We start from the raw sequence: 23,042 nt of genomic DNA, 5'->3' as shown, positions 1-23,042 counted from the left end.
AGTGCCCACAGCACTGCTGATCATGGGCTTGACCTGGTCGTTCTCTGACTGTTGGAGGGCGGTACGGGAAGTTCGCCAGCGACCCGAGAACCAGCCAATGGCCAGTTTTCGCCTATCTAGGCAAGAGCCTTTTTCCCTACGTATGATCTAGATCTGAAAAATTGGATGCGGGCCGGGGGGGCTGGCAAGGACCATGAGCGCCATGAAGCAGGCAAGCATGCACGTGAACTCTCTCGTGCTAGACGAGTCAAACCCGCGGCACGAGAAGAAGACCGCGAGTTTGGAAGAATCAATCGCGGCCCTCCTGGGGCATAACCCCGAGAAGCTCTATCGGCTGGCTAAGGACATCGCCCAGCATGGCATAAACCCCGCCGAGCTTCCCATCGTGGTCATCGAAGGCGATCGCAACATAGTAGTGGAGGGTAATCGGCGGGTAGCTGCGCTCAAGCTGCTCGGTAACCCTAGCCTCGCACCCACAGAGAAACTCCAGAAGCAGTTCGCCGCGATCGCGCGAAATAACGCTATCCCGAGAAGGGTGGCGTGCGTAATTGCCGAGAGTAGGACACAGGCGGAACACTGGATCATGCTTCGGCATGATGGAGAAAAGCAGGGCGTCGGCATTGTGCCCTGGAGTTCCGCGGAAAAGAGCCGGTTCAGTGGCCGGTCCACGCCAACGGGGAAGGCTCTGCTTTTCATTGAGGCCGTCTCCAAGTGGTTCGCTGATGATCCGAACCTCGTGAAGGACGCCCACACGGTGCGTAACAGTCGGATCACCAATCTCGGGCGGATGCTCGCTGACCCCTACGTAAGGAACAGGCTCGGACTTACGTTCGAAGGCGACGTTATTCTCAGGGGTTACAGCCTCGAAAAAATGAAGCCTGTATTGGCTCGTCTGTTCTCCGACCTTGCTGGGTCGGTGACGGTTGATCAAATCAAGAGCAAGGAGCAGAGGAAGGACTATCTTCAGCAGGTTGAAGATGACCTTCCTCGGCTCGCCGATAGGCTCGAAATCCCTCAGGTGTACTCCAAAAATGGAGCGACGAATGATCAATCCGTCTCCTCGCAAGGGGATCTGGACGACAATGCCCCGGACGCGAAGCCGGCGAAACGGCGGCGGGCCGACTTCGACAAAAAGTTGTTTCAGGGTGTTGTGCTCCGGCATGTGAGCCTCAGGACATCCGAAGTCCTGGAAGAGGCTAAGCAGCTGAAGATAGATGAGATGCCCAACGTCGCCGCGATCATGGTTCGGGCGGTGGTGGACATTGTGGCCACCGAGGTTGCTGAGAAGCTGAATTGGCGGCGGAACCAGGACACTCTCAAGGGTAGGATCGGGGCCGTACTTACCCAGGTGGACCCGAACAAGGACAACCCAACTCTCGTGAATGCCTGGCGGTTTTCGCAGCAGGATGATGGCGCTTTGGTCTTGAAGACGCTGCACTCCTTTGTGCATACGTGGGAGAGCAATCCACTCTCATCGGAGGTTAGAAAGTTGAGTATGGCGTACGGACCTCTCCTGATCCTCGCGGATGAGCTCTTGGAGAAGAAGCGCCGATGAGATACATTAGCCCGCTTCGCTATCCAGGCGGAAAGGCGCGACTGGCGCCTTATATTTCACAGTTGATGGCGCGACAGCGCCCGCGTCCCCGTTCGTACGCTGAGCCATTTGCGGGGGGCGCGGGTGCTGCTTTGCGTCTGCTTGTGGACGGTGAAGTTGAGCGAATCTACATCAATGACCTAGATCAAGGAATTTCAGCCTTCTGGCGCTGCGTTTTTCGGCATCCCGAGGAATTCTCTCGAATGGTGGAGAGCGAGGATATTAGCGTCGCGGCGTGGCATAAGCACTCTGAGGTGTATAGAAACCCGCAAGGGTTCGACGATCTAACTCTGGGGTTCTCTACCTTTTTCCTTAATAGGTGTAATCGATCTGGCATCCTCCGGGCAAGGCCGATCGGGGGGCTGGATCAGGCGGGTAATTGGAAGATCGATGCTCGCTTTAACAGGGCGTCGCTGGCTGCCCGAATTCGGTACCTCGGCGAGTTCGGAGAGAGGGTGTCCCTCTCGCAGCAGGATGCACGCGAGTTCATTAGGGATATTGAGCCCCACGGTTCCGACGTTCTTCTCTATGTGGATCCGCCCTACTTGGTCCAGGGTGACCGTCTTTATCTGGATTCATTGGCGCGCGAAGATCATGAAGAGTTGGCTAAAGTTCTTCGCGCAACTAGCCTTCAGTGGTTTCTGACCTACGACGCGGACAAGCGCATTACTGATGATCTCTACAAGGGATTCAGGTGTGCAGAGTTTGACATACTGCATACGGCTCAGATACAGCGCACGGGCGTCGAGTATGCGATCTTTGGCAACGGGCTGACTGTGCCGCGGTACGCGGGAATCATTGGAGAGGATAATTTTCGGTGGATGACTTCCTCCCGGAAGAAAGCCCTCGTCTAGCAGCAGTTGTGTTCCGAGGTCGGCGGAGCGGCTTTGGCCGGTGTCCTGCCCGGTTTGGGGTCGAGCATGATCAGGGGGCCGTACGCTGGTTGGCAACTCGGGCAGGCTTTGGGCCTGACCGCAATGTGGTCGAGTGGCCCCCTGGTCTTGCTCGACGCGGGACCCGAACCGGGGAGGTGGGTAAAGCCGTGGAGCCGACCGCCCCAGCCCCAGCGGGTTTCTCCCACCAGCTACCCGAGCTGTAGGTGCGCGGCTGGCGGTCCGGGCGGGAGCGGGGCGGAGACAGGAGCGCAGGCCCGGGGCGACGGGCGCGCGATGCCGCCTTGGCGGCGGAAGCGCCCTTGATGAAGTAGGGAAACTCTTATCGCATCGCTGCTGGGTCAGAGGGCGATCGGGCGGTAGGCCATGGCTCGGTCCACGATCTGTTCAGCAGTGGGCTCCGGTCCGGGAGCCGGATGGAAGATGTAGTTGATGATGTGCGGGCACCGTAGGCCCCGTTGCAGGGCTTCGATGATGGAGTCGTCCTCGGCCTCGCTCGAAGTGCCGCTGTCCATGAGGAGCTGGACCAGGTGGACGGCCTCCTCGCGGGTCATGACGTGACGAGATGGCGGCCGTCGTGGCTGCGGACGTGGGGGCCCGCTTCGTCCAGGGCGTCCAGGAGACGGATCGCGTAGACCTCGGACATCTGGGCCGAGACCTCGTCCGGAGTGAGCCAGGCGACCGCGGTTGATTCCTCAGAGGTGCGTTCTGTGCCGCCGGACGGCATGCAGCGGAAGACCAAGGCGACGATGCCGCGTGTCGTGTTCTTGTAGACGCCGGTTAGGGCGTCTACCTCTACCTCGATGCCCGTTTCCTCCAGGACCTCGCGGCGGACGCCGGCCTCCGGGGACTCGGTGAGTTCGAGGACTCCGCCGGGTAGCTCCCAAGTCCCGTTGTCCGCTCGGCGGATCGCCAGGAGTCGGCCGTCCTCGCGCAGCACTGCCCCGGCTACGGACACGGAGTGCAGTGGCGTTGACTTGGCCTGCGGGGAACCCGTACTCATGTACAGGAGCATAGGAGGAAGAGAAGGACTATGGGAACCGCAGTGGGAGGTGGCCGCGGGGCAGGGCCGCGCTACGTGCAGATCGCTGACGAACTCGTCCAGCAGATCCGGGCCGGCGTACTGAAGGCCGGAGACATGGTGCCGAGTGAGTCAGAGCTGGTGGATCGCTACGGCGTCTCCGGCGGGACGATTCGGAAGGCCATGGTCGAGGTTCGGGCCAGTGGGCTCGTGGAGACCCGGCACGGCAAGGGCTCGATGGTGAAGGCCCGGCCCCCCGTACGGCACCGGTCCTCGGATCGGTTCCGCCGAACGCATCGACAGGAAGGGCGGGCCGCCTATCTCGCCGAGTCCGCGCAGTCCGGCGCTGAGGCCAAGGTGAGCGTGCTGTTCATCGGGCCCATGGAGGCTCCGGAGGAGATCGCCGCGAGGCTGGGAGTGACTGCGGGGACTCAGGTGCTCGCACGGCGGCGGCTGTACTTCCGGGATGGGACACCTGTCGAGACAGCCAGCTCGTACCTGCCGTGGGACGTGGTCAAGGACATCCCGGAGCTGTTCGCCGAGAACCCTGGTCCTGGTGGCATCTATGCGCGACTGGAGGATCACGGGCACGTCTTTGCGGAGTTCGTGGAGACGCTCCAGGCTCGGCCGGCCACCAAGGCGGAGACCACGGAGCTGTCCCTGAGCCCCGGCGCGCCCGTGGTGCATCTGGTTCGCGATGCCGTGACGGAGGAGGGGCGAGTGGTCGAGGTCTGCGACACCATCATGGCCGCTGACCAGTTCGTCTTCGAGTACAGGATCCCTGCGCGCGACTGACGACCGCTCAACTCCCCACAGCCCGCTGCGAGTTTCTCTTCGTAGCGGGTTGACTCATGCATAGGAGTGGTGCACTCTTCTTCATGTCACTCATGTACATGAGTGACGGAGTCCGACCCCTATGTAGGAGTGATCTTCCGTGCGTCAGATCCCTGTGGACACCACCGGTGCGACCGTGATGGTCGCCCAGCCTCCGCAGCTCAAGCTGCGCGACAAGAAGACCGGCCAAGTCGCCGTCGACACCGAGAGTGGCAACAACCTCATGACCGTCGACGTGCTGTTCGTGATGAACGGCAACGCCGAGGTCGTGTCCGTCACCGTCGCGGAGCCCGACATCTCCGGCGACTTGGTCACGGGTACCCCCGTCGCGCTGACCGGCCTCGTCGCCCGACCGTGGGAGAACGAGTTCAACGGCCAAAAGCGCCACGGGCTCAGCTTCCGCGCCGTCGCCGTCACCTCACTGGCCAAGGCGGGCTGAGCATGGACGCCTTATGGGTCACGCTGCTGGTGGTCCTGGCCCTCGCGCTCCTTCTGTGCTGGCGGTGGCCCACCTGGTACTGGATGACCTTCGGGGTTACCTTCGCGACGATCCGCGTCCTGATCCGCTACCGGTCGGTCATGGACGCCTGCGGGCTCACCGTCCCGCCCGCCCGCTGGCGGCTGACACTCGCCCGGGTTGCCAACCGCCCTGTCCCCGAAGCTCGTTCGCCGCGCATCCTGCGACTGCGGCCCACTGCGACCGGCCTGGTCCTGAGGCTCAAACTCCGGCCCGGACAGGACGCCTTCGACTTCTCCGCCTCCTCCGACCGGCTTCGGCACTCGTTCGGCCTGCACAACGTCGTCTCCCGGGAGATCCGGTCCGGCGTCGTCGAGCTGCGGATGACCGGGTACGACGTACTTGAGCGCGTGCGCATGCCGCGGGCGCTGCCGTCCGAGGTACTCCGGGTTCCGGTGGCCCTGCGTGAGGACGGGGAGGTCCACTACCGGGACTACCGGCAGGTCCCGCACGCCCTGAACGTCGGCGCGACGAAGTCCGGCAAGTCCGTCTACCAGCGCACGCTCGTTGCAGGGCTGGCGCCGCAGAACGTCGCGCTCGTCGGCATCGACTGCAAGAACGGCGTGGAACTGTCCCCGCTGGCAGCCCGGTTCAGCGCCTTGGCAGAGAACCCCGCCGACGCGGCTGATCTGCTGTCCGCGCTCGTCCAGTACATGGGCCGCGTTTACCAAGTCATCCGGGCCGAGCAGCGCATCAGCGTCGGCCTGCCGGATGCGGAGATCACCGCCGACATCTGGGACCTGCCCGCGCACCTCCGTCCCGTACCCGTCGTCGTCATCGTCGACGAGGTCGCTGAGCTGGCTCTCGCCGCGAACAAGGCCGAGGAAGTCCGGCGGGACCAGATCGTCACCGATCTTGTACGTCTCGCCCAGCTCGGCCGCGCCGCCGGCGTCCACCTGGAGATCTGCGGCCAGCGCTTCGGCTCCGAGCTCGGCAAGGGCATCACCATGCTCCGCGCCCAGCTCACCGGCCGTACCGCCCACCGCGTCAACGACGAGACCTCGGCAAACATGGCCTTCGGGGACATCTCGCCGGACGCCGTCCTCGCCGCAGTCCAGATCGACAGGGACCGCCCAGGCACCGCCGTGGCCGGTGACTCCTCCGGCGGCTGGTCCCGAATCCGGGCCCCGCACACCACGCTCCGCCAGGCCGTGGACACCTGCAACGCCTCCGCGCACCGCACCCCGAGCATTCCCGAGCTGGACCCCTTCCGGCCGGCGCTCCCGCCTCGCGTGCACGTCGGCAAGGTCCAGCCCAAGGCCACCGCAGCAGGTGCCTTCTAAGCACTTGGCCCACCCCGGTCGGCGCGGCCTCTCGCGCCAAGTCCCTACCCGCCCCATGCCTGAAGGAGGTGAAGAACACCATGACCCGCCTGGTCCGCCCGGACGCCGTCCTCGTCCAGGCCGTCATCGCCGGAGCCCTCTCCTTCGCCCACCTGCACGACCTCGCCGAAGCCGCCGGTCAGGACGGCTGGAAGGCCTGGGCCTACCCGGTCAGCGTGGATCTGCTCCTCGTCGCCGCCTGGCACCGCCTACGCAGCCTGCGAGACGCGGGGGAGCCTTCGCGCTCGGCCTGGTCCTGGTTCACCGTAGCCCTCGCGGCCTCGCTCGGCGCGAACGTCGCGACCGCCGGCCTTCTCGACCTGCACGACGTCCCGGACTGGCTCCGCATCCTCGTCGCCGGATGGCCCTCGCTCGCCTTCCTCGGCGGCACGCTCCTGGTCCACCGGCCTACGACGACCAGCGCTCCGGACCCCGAACCTGAGCCGGTGGTTGAGGGGGAGACAGAACCCGGCGTACAGGCCGCTCCGGCCCCCGCCCTGCCCGCCCCGGAGCCCACGGTCACCGCACCACCCCCCGCCCTCGTCGCCCATGCCCAGAAGATCGCCGCCGAGCACCGCACCCGTACGGGCTCGGACATCGACACCGAGACCCTGCGAACCCGGCTCGGCGTCCCGCCCTCGCTGGCTGAGGCCATCGCCGCCCAGCTGGCCTGAGAGGAGATCCCATGCCCGCCCGGATCAACTTCCGCTCGCTCATGAAGATCGGCCCCGTCCAGATCGGCACCTACCGCGACCGCCACGGCCGCAGCAAGGACGCCGCCGTCTGCACCACCGACGGATGCGGCTGGTCCTCCGACTACAGCTCCTCGACCGCCGCCCAGCTCGCCGCCCGCACCCACCGCTGCCGCGTCAGCTGAACGCCTCGAAAGGCCACCGCCATGGACGTCCCGCTCTGGTTCGCCCTGCTCGCCGTCGGAGTCCTCGGCGTGAAGCTCATCCGTCCGCCCTGGTGGCTCGTCGCCGTGATCCTCCTCGGCGGCTTCCTCCTCGCGGACAGCTTCCTCGCCCCGGCCATCGACACCGCGATCAACAAGTAGCCCAACCCGGAAGGAGAACGACCGTGTTCAAGCCCAAGTACCCGAGCCTTGACACCTACACCCCGGCGACGATCCGGCCGACCCCGGTGCCCGCCGAACACTTCGCGGCGGCCCCGGTGTCGGCAAAGCCCCAGACCGCCCTCGGCGGCCTGGTCCAGAACTCGCCCGGGACCGCGCTCGCCCTCGCCGCCGGCGGAGTCGCCGGAGTCCTCGCCCTGGCGTCCGTCGCCGTCTCGTTGCTCCTGGCCGTCGCGGTCACCGCGGTCGCCCTGTCCGTCAGCGGCGTCGTCCTGCTGTTCCTCGTCCGCGCCCTGCGCCAGGACTTCAAGAACCACTGACCGGCCTCCAGGCGGCGCACAAGCCACCAAGCATCGCCGCCGCCCGGAGAGACCGGCCCCTCCCGACCGCAATCGAAAGGACCACCATCATGGACCGGGGCACACGCCCGCCGTGCCGCATCTGCCCGAACTGCGAGGCACACCCCTCCACCGCCCGCCGTCAGGTGGCGACCGCGTGACCGGCTCCGCGCCCCTCGCGGACCTGGATCCCGGCCTCCTCGGCGACATGCTGAAGGCGGCCGCCGATCCCGGTTACGCCCGCTGGGAAGATCAGATTCGCCGTACGGGCGGCTGCTCGGACCCCATCCACATCACCGGCTGGACCGTCACCAAGGACAAGACCACCGGCGAGACCCTGCACCGCTACTCCACCGAGAACGAACCCGGCGCCCGCCTCCGCATCGCCTGCGGCAACCGCCGCGCCTCCCGTTGCCCCAGCTGCGCCTGGACCTACGCCGGAGACACCTACCACCTCATCCGGGCCGGGCTCGCGGGAGACGACCGCCGAGATATCCCCGGCACTGTCCGCGAACACCCCCGCGTCTTCGCCACGCTCACGGCACCCTCTTTCGGTCCCGTGCACAACCGCCCCGTGGGCCGTCCCTGCCGCTGCGGCAAGCACCACCAGGAGGACGCCGCCGAACTCGGTACCGCCCTCGACCCCGAGACGTACGACTATGCGGGCTCCGTCCTCTTCAACAACCACGCCGGACAGCTCTGGCAGCGCTTCACGACCCGCCTGCGCCGTGAGATCGCCGCGTACGCCGGGCTCACCCAGCGGGAGCTGAAGGATGTGGTCCGGATTTCCTACGGCAAGGTCGCCGAGTTTCAGAAGCGCGGCGCGATTCACTTCCATGCCGTGGTCCGCATCGACGGTCCTGACGGGCCGGACAGTCCGCCGCCCGCCTGGGCCACGACTGAGCTCCTCGACCGTACGATCCGGGCGGCCGCCGCCCACTCGTACACCTCGATCAGCGTCCCTGCCGTCGCCGATCAGGCTGCTCGCACCTTCCGCTGGGGGACACAGCTCGACGTACGGCCCATCAAAGTGTTTGGGGACGGCTCGTACATCACCGAACAAGCCGTCGCCTCGTACGTCGCCAAGTACGCCACCAAGGCGGCCGAGAACACCGGCACCCTCGACCGGCGGGTCGGGAACAGGGAGGCGCTCGTCCTCCTGGACGTCCCCGAGCACGCCGCCCGGCTCGTCGGGGCCTGCCTCGACCTGGACCCGCTCTACCCGGAACGCAGGCTCGCCGCCTGGGCCCACATGCTCGGATTCCGCGGGCACTTCTCCACCAAGTCCCGCCGGTACTCGACCACCCTCGGTGACCTGCGCCAGACCCGTGCCGACTACCGCGCCGCCCAGGAACGCGAAGCACGCGGCCTCGGCGACGTCGAGCCGGGCACCGTGCTCGTCCTCGCCTCGTGGCAGTACGCCGGCCATGGCCACAGCCTCGGGGAATCCGTCCTCGCCGCCACCATCGCCCGCGACATCCAACTCAATCGCCAGACCGCCCGCGAAGCACTCGCGGAGCTCACCACGGATCAGGAGGCCGGGCTATGAGCGTGATGAGTCACCACGGCGCCGAAGCCGCGGCACCAGTGCTCTACCGCGTCGCCGAGGCCACGACGGTCCTGAGGCTGAGCCGGACCGTGATCTACGAGCTGATCCGTGCGGGTCGCCTCCGGACGGTCACGGAGGGCCGCACGCGCCTCGTTCCCGCTTCCGCCATCGCGGACTACGTGGCCCTTCTGGAGCGCGAAGCAGGTGCAGGGCGATGACAGCGCGCCGAAGCCGCGGGGACGGCGGTCTGCACTGGGACGAGGATCGGCAGCGCTGGATTGCCAGCGTGACCCTCGGCTTCTCGCCCAGCGGGAAGCGCATCGTGCGGAAGGGCAGCGGCAGGACCAAGACCGAGGCCAAGGCCAAGCTCAAGGAGGTGCTGCGGGATCACGAGGACGGGCTGGCCATCGCGCCCACCAACTACACGGTGGAGAACGCGGTGAACGACTGGCTTATGTACGGGCTGGCCGGCCGCGACGCGAAGACCGTGGCCACGTGCACCTCGCTCAGCCGGATCCACGTGATCCCCGCGCTCGGGGCCCGGAAGCTGAGGGAGCTGAGCGGCGAGGACGTCGACAAGTGGCTGGCAGACAAGGCCATGACGCTGAGCACGCGCACGCTTCAGGCGATCCACTCGTGCCTGAACCGCTCCGTGAAGCGAGCCATGGTCCGGGACAAGGTGAAGCGGAACATCGTGGAGCTCTGCTCGATCCCGACAGGCCAGCCCGGTCGGCCGTCGAAGGCGCTCAAGCTCGCCCAGGCTGAGGCGGTGCTGAAGGCGGCAGCGGGGACGTCCGCGTACGCGTACATCGTGGTGGCCCTGCTCACCGGCGCGCGGACGGAAGAGATGCGGGCCCTTACCTGGGACCACGTCTTCCTGAAGGGGGACCCGGACGCGTCGCCGCCCGTGCCGCCGCACATCGCGGTGTGGCGGTCAGTTCGCTCCACCGGGGACACCAAGACCAAGAAGTCGCGACGGACGATCGCCCTGCCGGCCAGGTGCGTGGATGCGCTCTGGCAGCAATTCGAAGATCAGGGATGGGATCGGCTGGCCGCTGGTGATCAGTGGACGGAGAAGGGGCTCGTCTTCTCTTCCGCGACAGGGACGGAGCTGGACTCCACCAACGTCCGGCGCGCCTTCCGGCAGGCGATCACCGGCGCCGAGGGAGTCGACGCGAAGGAGTGGACCCCGCGGGAGCTCCGACACAGCTTCGTCTCGCTGCTCTCGGACAAGGGTGTCCCGCTCGAAGAGATCTCCCGGCTGGTCGGGCACTCCGGCACAGCGGTCACAGAGGCGGTCTACCGGAAGCAGATCCGTCCGGTGATCCAGACGGGGGCGACGATCATGGACGGCATCTTCAAGGAAGATCCAAAGCCGTAGTCACTCAGTTAGTCACTCAGCAGAAACAGGTGAGGCACCTACCAAAATTGGTAGGTGCCTCACCTGGTCTTACTCTGTCGGGGTGGCGGGATTTGAACCCACGACCTCTTCGTCCCGAACGAAGCGCGCTGCCAAGCTGCGCTACACCCCGATCGCCGCCCGCAGGCTTGCTGCCTGGCGACATCGATTACTTTAGCGGACCGGCGCCCGTAGACGAAATCCGGTTTTCGCGGGGCGGCCGGGTGCCCTACGAGCGGGGCGTGAGAGTGAGGAGGGTCGCCTCCGGGGGGCAGGCGAAGCGGACCGGGGTGTAGCGGTTCGTGCCGCACCCGGCCGATACGTGGAGGTAGGCGCGGTGGCCGTTCGCCTCGTGCGCCGAGAGGCCCTTCACGCGGTCGGTGTCCAGGTCGCAGTTGGTGACCAGGGCGCCGTAGAAGGGGACGCACAGCTGGCCGCCGTGCGTGTGGCCGGCCAGGATCAGCGGGTAGCCGTCGGCGGTGAACGCCTCCAGCGACCGGAGGTACGGCGCGTGCACGACCGCCATCGAGAAGTCGGCGTCCGGCTCCGGCCCGCCCGCCACCTGCTCGTAGCGGTCCCGCTTGATGTGCGGGTCGTCCAGGCCGGTGAAGGCGAGTTCCACGTCGTTCAGCTTCAGCCGGCCACGGGTGTTCGTGAGGTTCAGCCAGCCGGCCGCGTCGAACGCGTCGCGCATCTCCTCCCACCGGTTGTGCACGGCGCCGACCACCGGCTTGTTGCCGTTGAGGCCGTGCCGGCCCTGCGCCTTCTCCAGGAGGTAGCGCCCGGGGTTGCGCAGCCGCGGCCCGTAGTAGTCGTTCGACCCGAAGACGTACACGCCGGGGAACTCCATCAGCGGACCCAGCGCGTCCAGCAGCTCCGGGATGCCCTCGGTGTCCGAGAGGTTGTCGCCGGTGTTCACCACGAAGTCAGGGCGCAGCCCGGCGAGGGACTGCAGCCAGGCCTGCTTCTTGTGCTGGCCGCTGACCATGTGGATGTCCGAGACCTGGAGGACCCGCAGCGGACGCATGCCGGGCTGCAGGACCGGTACGGTCACCCGGCGCAGCCGGAACGACCTCGCCTCGAAGCCGGCGGCGTACGCCACACCGGCCGCACCGACGGCCGCCACTGTGGCGGCGACCTTCAGGGGGACTCCGTAACGCGCGCGCATGGAGACATCGTCGCAGACGGAGCAGGCGCCGAAAACGAGTGGGCGGCACCGGGGGAGCACCTGGCAGACTCGGGGCATGACCACGCTCAAGGCCAAGCTCCAGGACGACCTCACCACCGCCATCAAGGCGCGCGACGAGCTGCGCTCGTCCACGCTGCGCCTCACCCTCGCCGCCATCACCAAGGAGGAGGTGGCCGGCAAGACCGCGCGTGAGCTCTCCGACGAGGAGGTGCTCAAGGTGATCGCCAAGGAGGCGAAGAAGCGGCGCGAGGCCGCCGACGCCTTCGCCCAGGGTGGCCGGGCCGAGCAGTCCGAGCGGGAGATCGCCGAGGGCAAGGTGCTGGAGGGCTACCTGCCGAAGCAGCTGTCCGACGACGAGCTCCGCGCCATCGTGGCGCAGGCCGTCGAGGAGGCCAAGGCCGCGGGCGCCGAGGGGCCGCGCGCCATGGGTGCCGTGATGAAGATCGTGAACCCGAAGGTGGCCGGGCTGGCCGAGGGCGGGCGGGTCGCCGCCGTCGTGAAGCAGCTCCTTTCCTAGGGGAGAAGACGACGAGGGAGGGGCCCCGGCCGGTCGGCCGGGGCCCCTCCCTCGTCTCTGCTCCGTCAGCGGCGGCCGCCGTTGCCGTTGCCGTTCGGGCCGCCGATGATGCCCGGCTCCAGGGTGATCCCGGGGAACGGGTCGGTCGGGTCGTCGGTGCCGCCCGTGGTGCCGCCGTCGGCCGTGCCGCCGCCGAGGGTGCCGGCGATGGTCCCGGCGTTCGCGCCGCCGGGCCGGCCGTCGCCCGGCTTGTCACCGCCGCCGGGCTTGTTCGGCCGGTTCGGCCGGCCCGGGCGGCTGCCCGCGTTCGGCGCCTGGGACTCCGGCGGCAGGCCGACCGTGCTGAAGTTCACCACCGGTCGTCCGGCCAGCGCGCCCGAGACCGCCTGCTTCCAGATCGGGCCGGGCAGGCCGCCGCCGAAGACCTTGTCGTAGTACTCGCCGCCGATGGTGATCTGCTCCATCGCCACCTGCTTGGAGCCGCCCGAGCCCACCCAGGTGGCCCCGGCCAGGTTCGGCGTGTACCCGACGAACCACGCGTTGTAGCGGTAGTCCGTCGTACCGGTCTTGCCCGCGCTCTGCCGGTCGGTCAGACCGGCCTGCCGGCCGGTGCCGGAGTCGACCACGCCGAGCAGCAGGGTGTTGATGGTGTCGGCGGTGTTCTCCGACATCACCCGCTCGCACTTGCTCTTGGGCACGGCGAGCGCCTTGCCGTGCGAGTCGGTGATCGACTCGATGGCGACGGGCGAGCAGTACGTGCCGCGGTTCGCGAAGGTGGCGTAGGCGTTGGCCATGGTCAGCGGGGACATGCCCTCGGTGCCCAGGGAGATCGCCGGGACCTCCTTGAGCTTGGTGCCGTCCGCCGGGATGACGCGGAGCTTGTTGGTCATCTGCGTCAGCGGGCACACGCCCATCTCGCCGATCATCTCGACGAAGTACGTGTTGACCGACAGCGCCATGGCCTCCCGCATGGCGTACGGGCCGACCTCGGACTCCTTCTCGTTCTTGACCGGCTTGTTGCTGTCGCGGACCCACGGGTTGTCCCCGCAGGTCTGCACCGTCTCCGGGTAGAGCATCGAGTACGGGGCCGCGTACGTCTTCGACGGCGTCATGCCCTGCTCGATCGCGGCGGCCGCGACGAACGGCTTGAACGTCGAACCGGTCGGGAAGCCGTAGGTCGACCCGCCCATCCGCTTGTCCACCGAGAAGTTGATCTGGGTCTCGTTCTTGCCGAAGCCGTACGGCTTGGACTGGCCCATGGCCATGACCCGGCCGGTGCCCGGCTCGACCAGGGTGACCGCCGTGGCGACCCGGTCCTCCTGGTCGACGTGGTCCTTGATCGACTCGTTGACGGAGTCCTGGGACTGCGGGTCCAGGGTGGTGCGGATGGTCAGGCCGCCCTGGTTCCAGATCTTGGCCCGGTCCTCGCGGGTGTTGCCGAAGACGGGGTCGGACAGGAAGGTGTTGCGCACGTAGTCGCAGAAGAAGCCGGCGCCCTTCACGGCGGTGATGCAGCCGTTCTTGGGACGGGTCACCTTCAGCTGGACCGGCTTGGCCTTCGCCGCGTCCGCCTCCGCCTGCGAGATGTCCTTGACGTCGGCCATCCGCTGGAGGACGACGTTCCGGCGCTTCATCGCCTCGGTGGAGTCGTTGACCGGGTCGTACCGGCTCGGCGACTGGACCAGTCCGGCCAGCAGCGCCGCCTCCTCCAGGTCCAGGTCCTTCGCGGCCTTGCTGAAGTAGCGGCGGGAGGCGGACTCGATGCCGTAGGCCTGCTGCCCGAAGTACGTGATGTTGAGGTAGTTCTCGAGGATCTTCTTCTTCCCGAGCTCCTCCTCGACCTGGATCGAGTACTTGAGCTCGCGGATCTTGCGCCCGAGGCTCTTCTGCTGGGCCTCGCGGACCTTGGTCTCGTCGTCGCCGGCCTCCTCGACGAAGACGTTCTTCACGTACTGCTGGGTGAGCGTGGAGGCGCCCTGCGCCGCGCCGCCCTCCTGCGCGTTGCGGTTGACCGCGCGCAGGATTCCCTTGAGGTCGACGGCGCCGTGCTCGTAGAAGCGCGAGTCCTCGATGGCGACGATGGCCTTCTGCATGTACGGGGAGATGGCGGTGAGCGGGACCACCTGCCGGTCGCGCGAGTAGACCGTGGCGATCAGGCCACCCTCGGCGTCCAGGATCGTGGTGCGCTGACTCAGCGGCGGGGTCTTGAGATTGGCCGGGATCTCGTCGAATCCCTCGACCGTGCCCTTGGCGGCGAGCCCCAGGGCGCCGGCTCCGGGGATCGCGATGCCGGCGAGTACGACTCCGGAGAGAACCGACACACCGAGGAACTTGGCGGCCTGCTGACTCCCCGAGAGCCCTCCGCCCGAGCGCTTCTTTGCCATGAAGGCAGCCTACGTTCTCATTCGCCGGACACACACGAATGCCTTGGCCTAAGCTGCTCCCAACTGTCACAGCAGTGTGGCACCGCATCAACCCCTCGGCTTGATTTTCACCCTTCCCGAATGGGGTGGACTGATGTCCGAATCTCGCGGTTCCCTCTGATGGCTCTCCGACGATTCCACCCGAATTGCCGGAATGGTCGGGCATGTCGCGCGATCACTCCGTCGGGTGATCTGCCGCTTACCCATAGTCCGTTCGGACCATTCAAGATTGGGCCCGTCGGGGGTGTTGCACTGTGCTCGCCTTCCGTAACGTCCTCAACTGGCAGCGGTGAATATGCCGCTGCCGCCGTGGGGGAGCCTCGATTCGGGAGAGGACGGCGCCGGCATGGGCTGGGTTACCGACTGGAGTGCGCAGGCAGCCTGCCGCACTACCGATCCGGATGAACTGTTCGTTCAAGGAGCGGCACAGAACAGGGCCAAGGCGGTGTGCACCGGTTGTCCGGTGCGGACCGAATGCCTGGCCGACGCCCTCGACAACCGCGTCGAGTTCGGCGTCTGGGGCGGAATGACCGAGCGGGAACGGCGGGCACTGCTGCGCCGGCGTCCCACCGTCACCTCGTGGCGACGGCTGCTCGAAACCGCCCGCACGGAGTACGAACGCAGTACGGGCATTCTGACCGTGGACGTCGGCGCGGACGTCGACGTCCCGTACGAGACCTACGCGGCGGCGGGGTAACGGACCCCGCACCACGCCGCACGAGCGACTCGCCGCTCCGGTCACCCGCCGGTCGCGAGCCGCTCACCGATGGCCCGAAGCCCGGCGAGGTCGTGCACATCGCCGGGCAGGGCGGCCACTTCGGCCACCGCCACCTCCGGGTGCAGCGAGGCGAAGCGGTCACGCGTGCGCTGCTCGCGCGCGATCACCTGCATCCGCTCGGCATGCAGTCGCAACAGCCCAGCGGTGACGTCCTCGATGGCGATCCCTTCCGCGTCCGGGGGAGTGTCCGCGGCGGAGTCACCCAGTCCAGCTTTCCCGGACTGCTGATCGACAATGCCGCCCTCTTCAAGATTCTCCGCGGCGGCCAGCGCCCGCTCCGCGGACAACCCGTCCGCCCCGCTGCCGTGCACCCGGTTGAGCACCAGCCCGGCCAGCGGCATCCGTTCCTCGGCCAGCCGCTCCACGAAGTACGCGGCCTCGCGCAGCGCGTCCGGTTCGGGCGCCGCGACCACCAGGAACGCCGTACCGGGAGCCTGGAGGAGCCGGTACGTCGCGTCCGCGCGGGTGCGGAAGCCGCCGAACATCGTGTCCATCGCCGCCACGAACGTCTGCACGTCCTTCAGCAGCGAAGCACCCATCAGCTTGCTCAGCGTGCCCGTCATCATCGACATGCCGACGTTCAGGAACTTCATCCCGGCCCGGCCGCCCACCTTCGCCGGCGCCATCAGCACCCGGATGAACTTCCCGTCCAGGAAGGACCCCAGACGCTTCGGCGCGTCCAGGAAGTCCAGCGCGGACCGGCTCGGAGGCGTGTCCACGACGATCAGGTCCCAGTCGTCCCGGGCCCGCAGCTGCCCCAGCTTCTCCATCGCCATGTACTCCTGCGTGCCGGCGAAACCGGCCGACAGGGACTGGTAGAAGGGGTTCTCCAGGATCGCCCGGGCCCGCTCGCCGTCCGCGTGCGCCTCGACGATCTCGTCGAAGGTCCGCTTCATGTCCAGCATCATGGCGTGCAGTTCACCGTCGCCCGCCACCCCCGCCACCCGCCGCGGGGTGTTGTCCAGGGAGTCGATCCCCATCGACTGCGCCAGCCGGCGCGCCGGGTCGATGGTCAGCACCACCACCCGCCGGCCCCGCTCGGCGGCCCGCAGCCCCAGCGCGGCCGCCGTGGTCGTCTTCCCGACCCCGCCGGCCCCGCAGCACACCACGATCCGGGTCTGCGGATCGTCGAGCAGCGCGTCCACCGCCAGCACTCCCGGCGTACCCACACCCGTCACCGCGACCTCGCTCACTCGTCCTCCCCCGCCTGCTTGCGCAGTTCGGCCGCGAGCTCGTAGAGACCCGCCAGGTCCATGCCCGCGCCGAGCAGCGGCAGCTCGTACGACGGCACGTCCAGCCCCGCCAGTACGCCGCGCTGCTCGCGCTCCAGCGCCACCCGCTCGGCGTGCTCGGCCGCCTGCTCCAGCAGCGGGCCCACCAGCCGCTCGGCCGGCCCGCCGCGCCGGTCGCCGCCCAGCCCCGCACGGGCCAGGGCCTGCGCCACCTCGGCCCGCCGGTCCCCGGCCGCCGACCGCAGCGCCTCCTCGTCCAGGTGGTGCGGCCGCACCATGTTGACCACCACCCGGCCCACCGGAAGCCCCGCTCCGACCAGTTCCTCTATGCCGTCGGCCGTCTCCTGCACCGGCATCTCCTCCAGCAGGGTCACCAGGTGCACCGCCGTCTGGGGGGACTTCAGCACGCCCATCACCGCCTGCGCCTGGTTGTGGATCGGCCCGAACCGGGCCAGCCCCGCCACCTCGTCGTTGACGTTCAGGAACCGGGTGATGCGGCCCGTCGGCGGCGCGTCCATCACCACGTGGTCGTACACGAACCGGCCGGCCTTGTCCTTGCGCCGCACCGCCTCGCACGCCTTGCCGGTCAGCAGCACGTCCCGCAGACCCGGCGCGATGGTGGTGGCGAAGTCGATCGCCCCCAGCTTCTTCAGGGCCCGCCCGGCCGACCCCAGCTTGTAGAACATCTGCAGGTAGTCCAGCAGTGCCCGCTCCGCGTCGATGGCGAGCGCGAAGACCTCGCCCCCGCCCGGAGCCACGGCGATCTTCCGCTCCTCGTACGGGAGCGCCTCCGTCCCGAACAGCTGCGCGATGCCCTGCCTGCCCTCCACCTCCACCAGAAGTGTCCGCCTGCCCTCGCGCGCGAGGGCCAGCGCGAGTGCCGCGGCGACCGTGGTCTTCCCGGTTCCGCCCTTGCCGCTGACCACCTGGAGCCTGCTCACAGCCCACGAGCCTAACCGGCGCGGCATGAGGGCCGCCCGGCAGGCACTACCCTCGGCCCCATGACCAAGAAGTTCGAATACGCGACGGTTCCGCTGCTGGTGCACGCCACCAAGCAGATCCTGGACACCTGGGGCGAGGACGGCTGGGAGCTCGTCCAGGTCGTGCCCGGCCCGAACAACCCCGAGCAGCTCGTGGCCTACCTCAAGCGGGAGAAGGCATGAGCGCCGTGGAGGCGAAGCTCGCCGAGCTCGGCCTGAAGCTCCCCGAGGTCGTGCCGCCGCTGGCCGCGTACCAGCCGGCCGTCCGCTCTGACCGGTACGTCTTCACCGCCGGCCAGCTGCCGATGGTCAAGGGCGCGCTCCCGATGACCGGCAAGGTCGGCGCCGAGGTCTCGGCCGAGCAGGCCAAGGAGCTGGCCGCGACCTGCGCGCTGAACGCGCTCGCCGCGGTCAAGTCGGTGATCGGCGACCTCGACAGGATCGTCCGCGTGGTCAAGGTGGTCGGCTTCGTCGCCTCCGCGCCCGACTTCACGGGCCAGCCCGGCGTCCTGAACGGCGCCAGCGAGCTGCTCGGCGAGGTGCTCGGCGACAAGGGCGTGCACGCCCGCAGCGCGGTCGGCGTGACCGTTCTGCCCCTCGACGCGCCGGTCGAGGTCGAGCTCCAGGTCGAGGTCACGGACTGACGCACCCGTTCCGGCCGCGCGGTGTTCCGGCGCGGCCGGTACCGGCCGGCGAACCCGGCCGCGGGCCCGCGGCACCGGATGGGTCTCGAACATCGGGCCGGATGGTCGTAGCCTTCGGCCATGTCGAAGCGTGAGCACACCGCCCCCGCCGGCGGCCAGTGGTACCCGCCGGAATGGCCCGACCGGATCCGGGCCCTGGCCGACGGAACCCTCACCCCCGTCGCCCCCAAGCGGGCGGCCACCGTGATGCTGCTCCGCGACACCCCCCGCGGGCCGGCCGTGCACATGCTGCGCCGCCGCGCCTCCATGGCCTTCGCCGGCGGCGCGTACGCCTACCCCGGCGGCGGGGTCGACCCGCGCGACGAGGACCACCGCACCGGCTGGGCCGGCCCCTCCCTGGAGGAGTGGGCGGACCGGCTCGGCACCCCCGACACCGCCACCGCCCAGGCCGTCGTCTGCGGGGCGGTCCGCGAGACCTTCGAGGAGGCCGGCGTCCTGCTCGCCGGGCCCGCCGACGGCACCCTCATCCCCGACCTCACCGGCGACGACTGGGAGGCCGACCGCCGCGCGCTGGTCGCCCGCGAGCTGTCCTTCGCCGAGTTCCTCGACCGCCGCGGCCTCGTCCTGCGCTCGGACCTGCTCGGCGCCTGGGCGCGCTGGATCACCCCCGAGTTCGAGCCGCGCCGCTACGACACCTGGTTCTTCGTGGCCGCCCTGCCCGAGGGCCAGCGCACCCGCAACGCCTCCACCGAGGCCGACCGGACCGTGTGGATCCGCCCGGCCGAGGCCGCCGAGGGCTACGACAAGGGCGAGCTGCTGATGATGCCGCCCACCATCTCCACCCTGCGGTCCCTCCAGCCGTACGGCACCGCCGCCGAGGCCGTCGCCGCGGCGGCCGGCCAGGACCTCGCGCCGGTCCTGGCCCGGGCCGCGCTGGAGGACGGCGAGCTCGTGCTCAGCTGGCCCGGGCACGACGAGTTCACCAAACGGGTACGACCGGCCGGGGGCCCGGCATGACCGACGCAGCCGCCCTCCCCGGACAGCCCCGCGGGGTCGTCGCCTCGGGACCGGCCACGGCCCGCGCGGTGAACGTCCTGGCCCCCAACCCGTCCGCGATGACCCTGGACGGGACCAACACCTGGCTGCTGTCCGAGCCCGGCTCCGACCTGGCGGTGGTCGTCGACCCGGGCCCGCTGGACGACGCGCACCTGCGCGCGGTCATCGACACCGCCGAACGGGCGGGCAAGCGGATCGCGCTCACCCTGCTCACCCACGGCCACCCCGACCACGCCGAGGGCGCGGGCCGCTTCGCCGAGCTGACCGGTACCCGGGTGCGGGCCCTCGACCCGGCGCTGCGGCTCGGCGACGAGGGGCTCGCGGCCGGCCAGACCATCGAGGTCGGCGGGCTGGAGCTGCGGGTGGTGTCCACCCCCGGCCACACCTCCGACTCGCTCTGCTTCCACCTGCCGGCCGACCGGGCCGTCCTCACCGGGGACACCGTCCTGGGCCGCGGCACCACCGTCGTGGCCCACCCTGACGGACGGCTCGGCGACTACCTGGACTCGCTGCGCCGGCTGCGCTCCCTCACCGTCGACGACGGGGTGCACACCGTGCTGCCGGGGCACGGGCCGGTCCTGGACGACGCCCAGGGCGCGGTCGAGTACTACCTGGCGCACCGGGCGCACCGGCTGGCGCAGGTGGAGACGGCCGTGGAGAACGGTTTCACCACCCCGTCCGCGGTGGTCGCCCACGTGTACGCGGACGTCGACCGCTCGCTGTGGCCGGCCGCCGAGTGGTCGGTCCGCGCCCAGCTGGAGTACCTGCGCGACCACGGCCTGATCCCGGGCGGCCCGGAGGCCTAGCCGGCCCCTGTCCACCCGGCCCCTTCCGCCGGTCCCCTGTCCACCCGGCCCCTGTCCGCCCGGCCCCTGTCCGCCCGGGCCGTGCCTAAGCCGTGTCCGGGCCGGGCACCAGGGCCCCCGGGTGTCCCGTGCGGCGGGCCTTCGTCCCGATCCGGGCCGCGTACTCCTGGGCCAGCCACGGTCCGAGGTCGTCGAGGTACGCGCGGAGCACGTCCGGGTCCCCGGTCGGGGTCAGGGCGGTCCCGGCGGCGGCCCTCATCTGGGTGGCCCGCTCCGGGTAGTACTCGCCGAACACCTCGGCCGACTCGCGCAGGTCGCTCGTCCATCCGTGCCACCGGGGCATGACGAGCGTGAGACCCGTGCGGACCAGCCGCCGGGACACGGCCCGGACCAGCTTCCGGCGTTCCTCCGGCGAACCGGCGGCCGCGGCCCGCTCCCGCCACCGGGGCAGTACGTCGGCCAGGTCGCCGTTGGTCTCGCGGGCGAGCAGGGTGTCGGGCCGGTACCGGGGCAGGTGCTCGGCCAGGTCGCTGCCGAGCAGCGGCGTGCACAGGCAGGCGAGGAACCAGCCCAGGTCGTATCGCTCCTGCTCGCTGAGGAGGGTCTCCTTGGAGAACAGCAGGATGCCGCCGCCGTCGATCACGTCGAAGTCCTGGTCGAGGCCCTGGACGAGCACCTCGGCGGCGTCCAGGTCGTCCTGGTCCGGCTCGTGCTGGAGGGCGACGAGCAGGTCGATGTCGGACTCCCCGGGTCTGGCCGTCCCGCGCGGCAGTGATCCGTAGAGGTAGGCGCTGTGCAGCCGGCGCCCGTACGCCTCGGCGATGCGGGCGCGTGCGGCGGCGACCACCGGCCGGAAGGCGGGCGGCACCTGCCCGAGGGAGCCCTCGCGTTCGATGTAGCCGTGCCCGTCCAGTCCCTTGTGTCCGATGCGCGTGTGCTCCATGGCATCCACTGTGCCGGGTGTGTCGCGCTACCGGGCGGGCAACGCGCCAGGGGCCCCGCCCTGACCCGGGCGGGGCCCCTGGAGAAGGGTTTGCGCGCGTCAGCGGGAGCGCTTGGCCAGCCGCTCCACGTCCAGCAGGATCACCGCGCGGGCCTCCAGCCGCAGCCAGCCGCGGCCGGCGAAGTCGGCGAGGGCCTTGTTGACCGTCTCGCGGGAGGCGCCGACGAGCTGCGCCAGCTCTTCCTGGGTGAGGTCGTGGACGACGTGGATGCCCTCCTCCGACTGCACGCCGAAGCGGCGCGACAGGTCGAGGAGCGCCCGGGCCACGCGGCCGGGGACGTCGGAGAAGACCAGGTCGGACATCTGGTCGTTGGTCTTGCGGAGGCGGCGGGCGACGGCCCGCAGCAGCGCGGTGGCGACCTCCGGGCGGGCGTTCAGCCAGGGCTGGAGGTCGCCGTGGCCGAGGCCGAGCAGCTTGACCTCGGTCAGCGCGGTGGCGGTGGCCGTGCGGGGGCCCGGGTCGAAGAGCGACAGCTCGCCGATGAGCTCGCCGGGGCCCAGTACCGCGAGCATGTTCTCGCGGCCGTCGGGCGAGGTCCGGTGCAGCTTCACCTTGCCCTCGGTCACCACGTAGAGCCGGTCGCCCGGGTCGCCCTCGTGGAACAGGGCGTCACCGCGCGCCAGGGTCACCTCTGCCATGGAGGCGCGGAGCTCCGCGGCCTGCTCGTCATCGAGCGCCGCGAAGAGCGGGGCGCGCCGCAGAACGTCGTCCACGAGTCTCTCTCCTATGTCGACCAGCTCAGGGGACCGTGCTCCCCATTTTGCCGGACGCTGCAAACAGTGCGATCAATCACAAGGATGCCGGACGCACGGGTGTGCGTGTGTGGTCCCGGGCCGATCGGGGTGGTGTTACCGGAGGTCCGGCCGGGTGTCGTCGCCCGGCCTTAGGCTGGCCGGGTGTCCAATAAGCCGGTGAGAACACAGGCCATGGGGTCCGCGGGAGTGACGGCCCCCTCCGATTCAGCTGTGGGCGAACAGGGCGGCGCGAAGATCGCCCCAGCACCGAAGGGCAAAGCTTCGGCCAAGAAACCGAAGCCGGAATCCCGGCTCGGCATGGTGCGCCGGGCCCGGCGGATCAACCGTGAACTGGCCGAGCTCTACCCGTACGCGCATCCGGAGCTCGACTTCCGGAACCCGTTCGAGCTGCTCGTCGCGACCGTCCTGTCGGCGCAGACCACCGACCTGCGGGTGAACCAGACCACCCCGGCGCTGTTCGCGAAGTACCCCACGCCGGAGGACATGGCGGCCGCCCGACCGGAGGACCTGGAGGAGATCATCCGGCCCACCGGGTTCTTCCGGGCGAAGGCGAAGTCCCTGCTGGGTCTGTCCGCGGCGCTCCGGGATCGTTTCGGCGGCGAGGTGCCGGGTCGGATCGAGGACCTGGTCACCCTGCCGGGGGTCGGCCGCAAGACGGCCAACGTGGTGCTGGGCAACGCGTTCGGTGTCCCGGGGATCACCGTGGACACCCACTTCGGGCGCCTCGTGCGCCGCTGGAAGTGGACCGACCAGGAGGACCCGGAGAAGGTCGAGGCGGAGATCTGCGCGATCTTCCCGAAGAGCGAGTGGACGATGCTCTCGCACCGCGTCGTCTTCCACGGCCGGCGCATCTGCCACGCCCGCAGGCCCGCCTGCGGGGCCTGCCCGATCGCACCGCTGTGCCCCGCCTACGGGGAGGGCGAGACCGACCCGGAGAAGGCGAAGAAGCTGCTCAAGTACGAGATGGGCGGCTACCCGGGCCAGCGCCTGTCGCCGCCCCCGGACTACCCGGGCCGGCCGGCGCCGCCGCTCGGGGGCGGCGCGAGCTGAGGCCTCGGCGCCCGCGGGGTGTCGCGGTGGAACCATTCAGGCCCCGCGCGGCGTTGCTGCCGTAAC

Annotated in this window: 27 protein-coding genes and 1 tRNA gene; 19 read left to right on the top strand and 9 right to left on the bottom strand. The window is 69.3% G+C overall.

Going from position 1 to position 23,042, the window contains the following annotated elements; all coding sequences use genetic code 11:
• The first annotated feature begins 202 nt into the window (after positions 1-202).
• Both ACFY61_RS28595 and ACFY61_RS28590 read left to right on the top strand, forming a co-directional pair.
• Entirely contained in the window at positions 203-1,555 is a 1,353-nt protein-coding gene (locus ACFY61_RS28595) for a hypothetical protein (RefSeq protein WP_389476595.1), read from the top strand.
• A complete protein-coding gene (locus tag ACFY61_RS28590) occupies positions 1,552-2,448 on the top strand; it encodes a DNA adenine methylase (protein WP_389476593.1) in 897 nt (298 codons plus the stop codon). The genes ACFY61_RS28595 and ACFY61_RS28590 overlap by 4 nt, the downstream gene beginning before the upstream one ends.
• Positions 2,449-2,828: 380 nt before the next feature.
• On the opposite strand, the gene ACFY61_RS28585 is transcribed toward ACFY61_RS28590, so the two are convergent.
• Entirely contained in the window at positions 2,829-3,041 is a 213-nt protein-coding gene (locus ACFY61_RS28585) for an e9imm peptide (RefSeq protein ID WP_389476591.1), read from the bottom strand.
• A complete protein-coding gene (locus ACFY61_RS28580) occupies positions 3,038-3,502 on the bottom strand; it encodes an NUDIX hydrolase (protein ID WP_389476589.1) in 465 nt (154 codons plus the stop codon). Before ACFY61_RS28580 ends, ACFY61_RS28585 begins: the two co-directional genes overlap by 4 nt.
• Positions 3,503-3,520: 18 nt before the next feature.
• On the opposite strand from ACFY61_RS28580, the gene ACFY61_RS28575 reads away from it, so the two are divergent.
• The 10 genes from ACFY61_RS28575 (at position 3,521) to xerC (ending at position 10,524) form a co-directional block, all read left to right on the top strand.
• The gene (locus ACFY61_RS28575) at positions 3,521-4,303 is read left to right on the top strand and encodes a GntR family transcriptional regulator (RefSeq protein ID WP_389476587.1); all 783 of its coding nucleotides are present in this window, start codon (positions 3,521-3,523) and stop codon (positions 4,301-4,303) included.
• 139 nt (positions 4,304-4,442) lie between these two features.
• Positions 4,443-4,781, top strand: coding sequence for a hypothetical protein (locus ACFY61_RS28570; RefSeq protein WP_030152743.1), 339 nt, complete (start codon positions 4,443-4,445; stop codon positions 4,779-4,781).
• A gap of 2 nt (positions 4,782-4,783) precedes the next feature.
• Positions 4,784-6,142 carry an FtsK/SpoIIIE domain-containing protein gene (locus tag ACFY61_RS28565; RefSeq protein ID WP_389476585.1) on the top strand — a complete coding sequence of 453 codons (1,359 nt, stop codon included), beginning with the start codon at positions 4,784-4,786 and terminating at the stop codon, positions 6,140-6,142.
• A gap of 80 nt (positions 6,143-6,222) precedes the next feature.
• Complete coding sequence (locus tag ACFY61_RS28560; protein ID WP_389476688.1) at positions 6,223-6,855, top strand: DUF2637 domain-containing protein; 633 nt, start codon at positions 6,223-6,225, stop codon at positions 6,853-6,855.
• 11 nt (positions 6,856-6,866) lie between these two features.
• Entirely contained in the window at positions 6,867-7,058 is a 192-nt protein-coding gene (locus tag ACFY61_RS28555) for a mobile element transfer protein (protein WP_389476583.1), read from the top strand.
• Between the two features lie 21 nt (positions 7,059-7,079).
• The gene (locus ACFY61_RS28550; RefSeq protein ID WP_107084747.1) at positions 7,080-7,238 is read left to right on the top strand and encodes a hypothetical protein; all 159 of its coding nucleotides are present in this window, start codon (positions 7,080-7,082) and stop codon (positions 7,236-7,238) included.
• A 23-nt stretch (positions 7,239-7,261) separates the two neighbouring features.
• Complete coding sequence (locus ACFY61_RS28545) at positions 7,262-7,576, top strand: SpdD protein (protein WP_389476581.1); 315 nt, start codon at positions 7,262-7,264, stop codon at positions 7,574-7,576.
• A 175-nt stretch (positions 7,577-7,751) separates the two neighbouring features.
• A complete protein-coding gene (gene repSA / locus ACFY61_RS28540; RefSeq protein ID WP_389476579.1) occupies positions 7,752-9,143 on the top strand; it encodes a replication initiator protein RepSA in 1,392 nt (463 codons plus the stop codon).
• On the top strand, positions 9,140-9,361 hold the full coding sequence (locus ACFY61_RS28535) for a helix-turn-helix domain-containing protein (protein WP_266627009.1): 222 nt from the start codon (positions 9,140-9,142) through the stop codon (positions 9,359-9,361). Before repSA ends, ACFY61_RS28535 begins: the two co-directional genes overlap by 4 nt.
• Positions 9,358-10,524 carry a tyrosine recombinase XerC gene (gene xerC, locus ACFY61_RS28530; protein ID WP_389476577.1) on the top strand — a complete coding sequence of 389 codons (1,167 nt, stop codon included), beginning with the start codon at positions 9,358-9,360 and terminating at the stop codon, positions 10,522-10,524. The genes ACFY61_RS28535 and xerC overlap by 4 nt, the downstream gene beginning before the upstream one ends.
• Positions 10,525-10,601: 77 nt before the next feature.
• Here the strand turns inward: xerC and ACFY61_RS28525 are convergent.
• Positions 10,602-10,675, bottom strand: a tRNA-Pro gene (locus tag ACFY61_RS28525).
• A 96-nt stretch (positions 10,676-10,771) separates the two neighbouring features.
• On the bottom strand, positions 10,772-11,710 hold the full coding sequence (locus tag ACFY61_RS28520) for a metallophosphoesterase (RefSeq protein WP_389476575.1): 939 nt from the start codon (positions 11,708-11,710) through the stop codon (positions 10,772-10,774).
• Between the two features lie 76 nt (positions 11,711-11,786).
• On the opposite strand from ACFY61_RS28520, the gene ACFY61_RS28515 reads away from it, so the two are divergent.
• The gene (locus tag ACFY61_RS28515) at positions 11,787-12,248 is read left to right on the top strand and encodes a GatB/YqeY domain-containing protein (RefSeq protein WP_389476573.1); all 462 of its coding nucleotides are present in this window, start codon (positions 11,787-11,789) and stop codon (positions 12,246-12,248) included.
• A 65-nt stretch (positions 12,249-12,313) separates the two neighbouring features.
• On the opposite strand, the gene ACFY61_RS28510 is transcribed toward ACFY61_RS28515, so the two are convergent.
• Positions 12,314-14,632, bottom strand: coding sequence for a transglycosylase domain-containing protein (locus ACFY61_RS28510; protein WP_389476571.1), 2,319 nt, complete (start codon positions 14,630-14,632; stop codon positions 12,314-12,316).
• A 385-nt stretch (positions 14,633-15,017) separates the two neighbouring features.
• Here ACFY61_RS28510 and ACFY61_RS28505 point away from each other — a divergent pair, with 385 nt between their 5' ends.
• On the top strand, positions 15,018-15,368 hold the full coding sequence (locus ACFY61_RS28505) for a WhiB family transcriptional regulator (protein WP_389476686.1): 351 nt from the start codon (positions 15,018-15,020) through the stop codon (positions 15,366-15,368).
• A 41-nt stretch (positions 15,369-15,409) separates the two neighbouring features.
• On the opposite strand, the gene ACFY61_RS28500 is transcribed toward ACFY61_RS28505, so the two are convergent.
• On the bottom strand, positions 15,410-16,642 hold the full coding sequence (locus ACFY61_RS28500; RefSeq protein ID WP_389476569.1) for an ArsA family ATPase: 1,233 nt from the start codon (positions 16,640-16,642) through the stop codon (positions 15,410-15,412).
• Positions 16,639-17,622, bottom strand: coding sequence for an ArsA family ATPase (locus ACFY61_RS28495; protein ID WP_389476567.1), 984 nt, complete (start codon positions 17,620-17,622; stop codon positions 16,639-16,641). The genes ACFY61_RS28500 and ACFY61_RS28495 overlap by 4 nt, the downstream gene beginning before the upstream one ends.
• Before the next feature lie 60 nt (positions 17,623-17,682).
• On the opposite strand from ACFY61_RS28495, the gene ACFY61_RS28490 reads away from it, so the two are divergent.
• The 4 genes from ACFY61_RS28490 (at position 17,683) to ACFY61_RS28475 (ending at position 20,167) form a co-directional block, all read left to right on the top strand.
• Positions 17,683-17,844: a DUF4177 domain-containing protein gene (locus ACFY61_RS28490; protein WP_007264966.1), complete on the top strand. Its 162-nt coding sequence runs from the start codon at positions 17,683-17,685 to the stop codon at positions 17,842-17,844.
• Positions 17,841-18,305 carry a RidA family protein gene (locus ACFY61_RS28485; RefSeq protein ID WP_389476565.1) on the top strand — a complete coding sequence of 155 codons (465 nt, stop codon included), beginning with the start codon at positions 17,841-17,843 and terminating at the stop codon, positions 18,303-18,305. The genes ACFY61_RS28490 and ACFY61_RS28485 overlap by 4 nt, the downstream gene beginning before the upstream one ends.
• A 120-nt stretch (positions 18,306-18,425) precedes the next feature.
• Positions 18,426-19,322, top strand: coding sequence for an NUDIX hydrolase (locus tag ACFY61_RS28480; protein WP_389476563.1), 897 nt, complete (start codon positions 18,426-18,428; stop codon positions 19,320-19,322).
• Positions 19,319-20,167, top strand: coding sequence for an MBL fold metallo-hydrolase (locus ACFY61_RS28475; protein ID WP_389476561.1), 849 nt, complete (start codon positions 19,319-19,321; stop codon positions 20,165-20,167). Before ACFY61_RS28480 ends, ACFY61_RS28475 begins: the two co-directional genes overlap by 4 nt.
• A gap of 85 nt (positions 20,168-20,252) precedes the next feature.
• Here ACFY61_RS28475 and ACFY61_RS28470 read toward each other — a convergent pair whose 3' ends face one another.
• Complete coding sequence (locus ACFY61_RS28470; RefSeq protein ID WP_389476559.1) at positions 20,253-21,110, bottom strand: nucleotidyltransferase domain-containing protein; 858 nt, start codon at positions 21,108-21,110, stop codon at positions 20,253-20,255.
• Positions 21,111-21,209: 99 nt separating this feature from the next.
• Entirely contained in the window at positions 21,210-21,884 is a 675-nt protein-coding gene (locus ACFY61_RS28465) for a Crp/Fnr family transcriptional regulator (protein ID WP_007264960.1), read from the bottom strand.
• A 213-nt stretch (positions 21,885-22,097) separates the two neighbouring features.
• Between ACFY61_RS28465 and nth the strand changes: the two genes are divergently transcribed.
• On the top strand, positions 22,098-22,976 hold the full coding sequence (gene nth, locus ACFY61_RS28460; RefSeq protein WP_389476684.1) for an endonuclease III: 879 nt from the start codon (positions 22,098-22,100) through the stop codon (positions 22,974-22,976).
• Positions 22,977-23,042: the final 66 nt, after the last annotated feature.

The sequence above is a fragment of the Streptomyces sp. NPDC012888 genome (assembly GCF_042900645.1).
Lineage (GTDB): Bacteria > Actinomycetota > Actinomycetes > Streptomycetales > Streptomycetaceae > Streptomyces.
The sequence above is the reverse complement of the archived record's forward strand: the minus strand, read 5'-3'. Positions and strand labels throughout refer to the sequence as shown.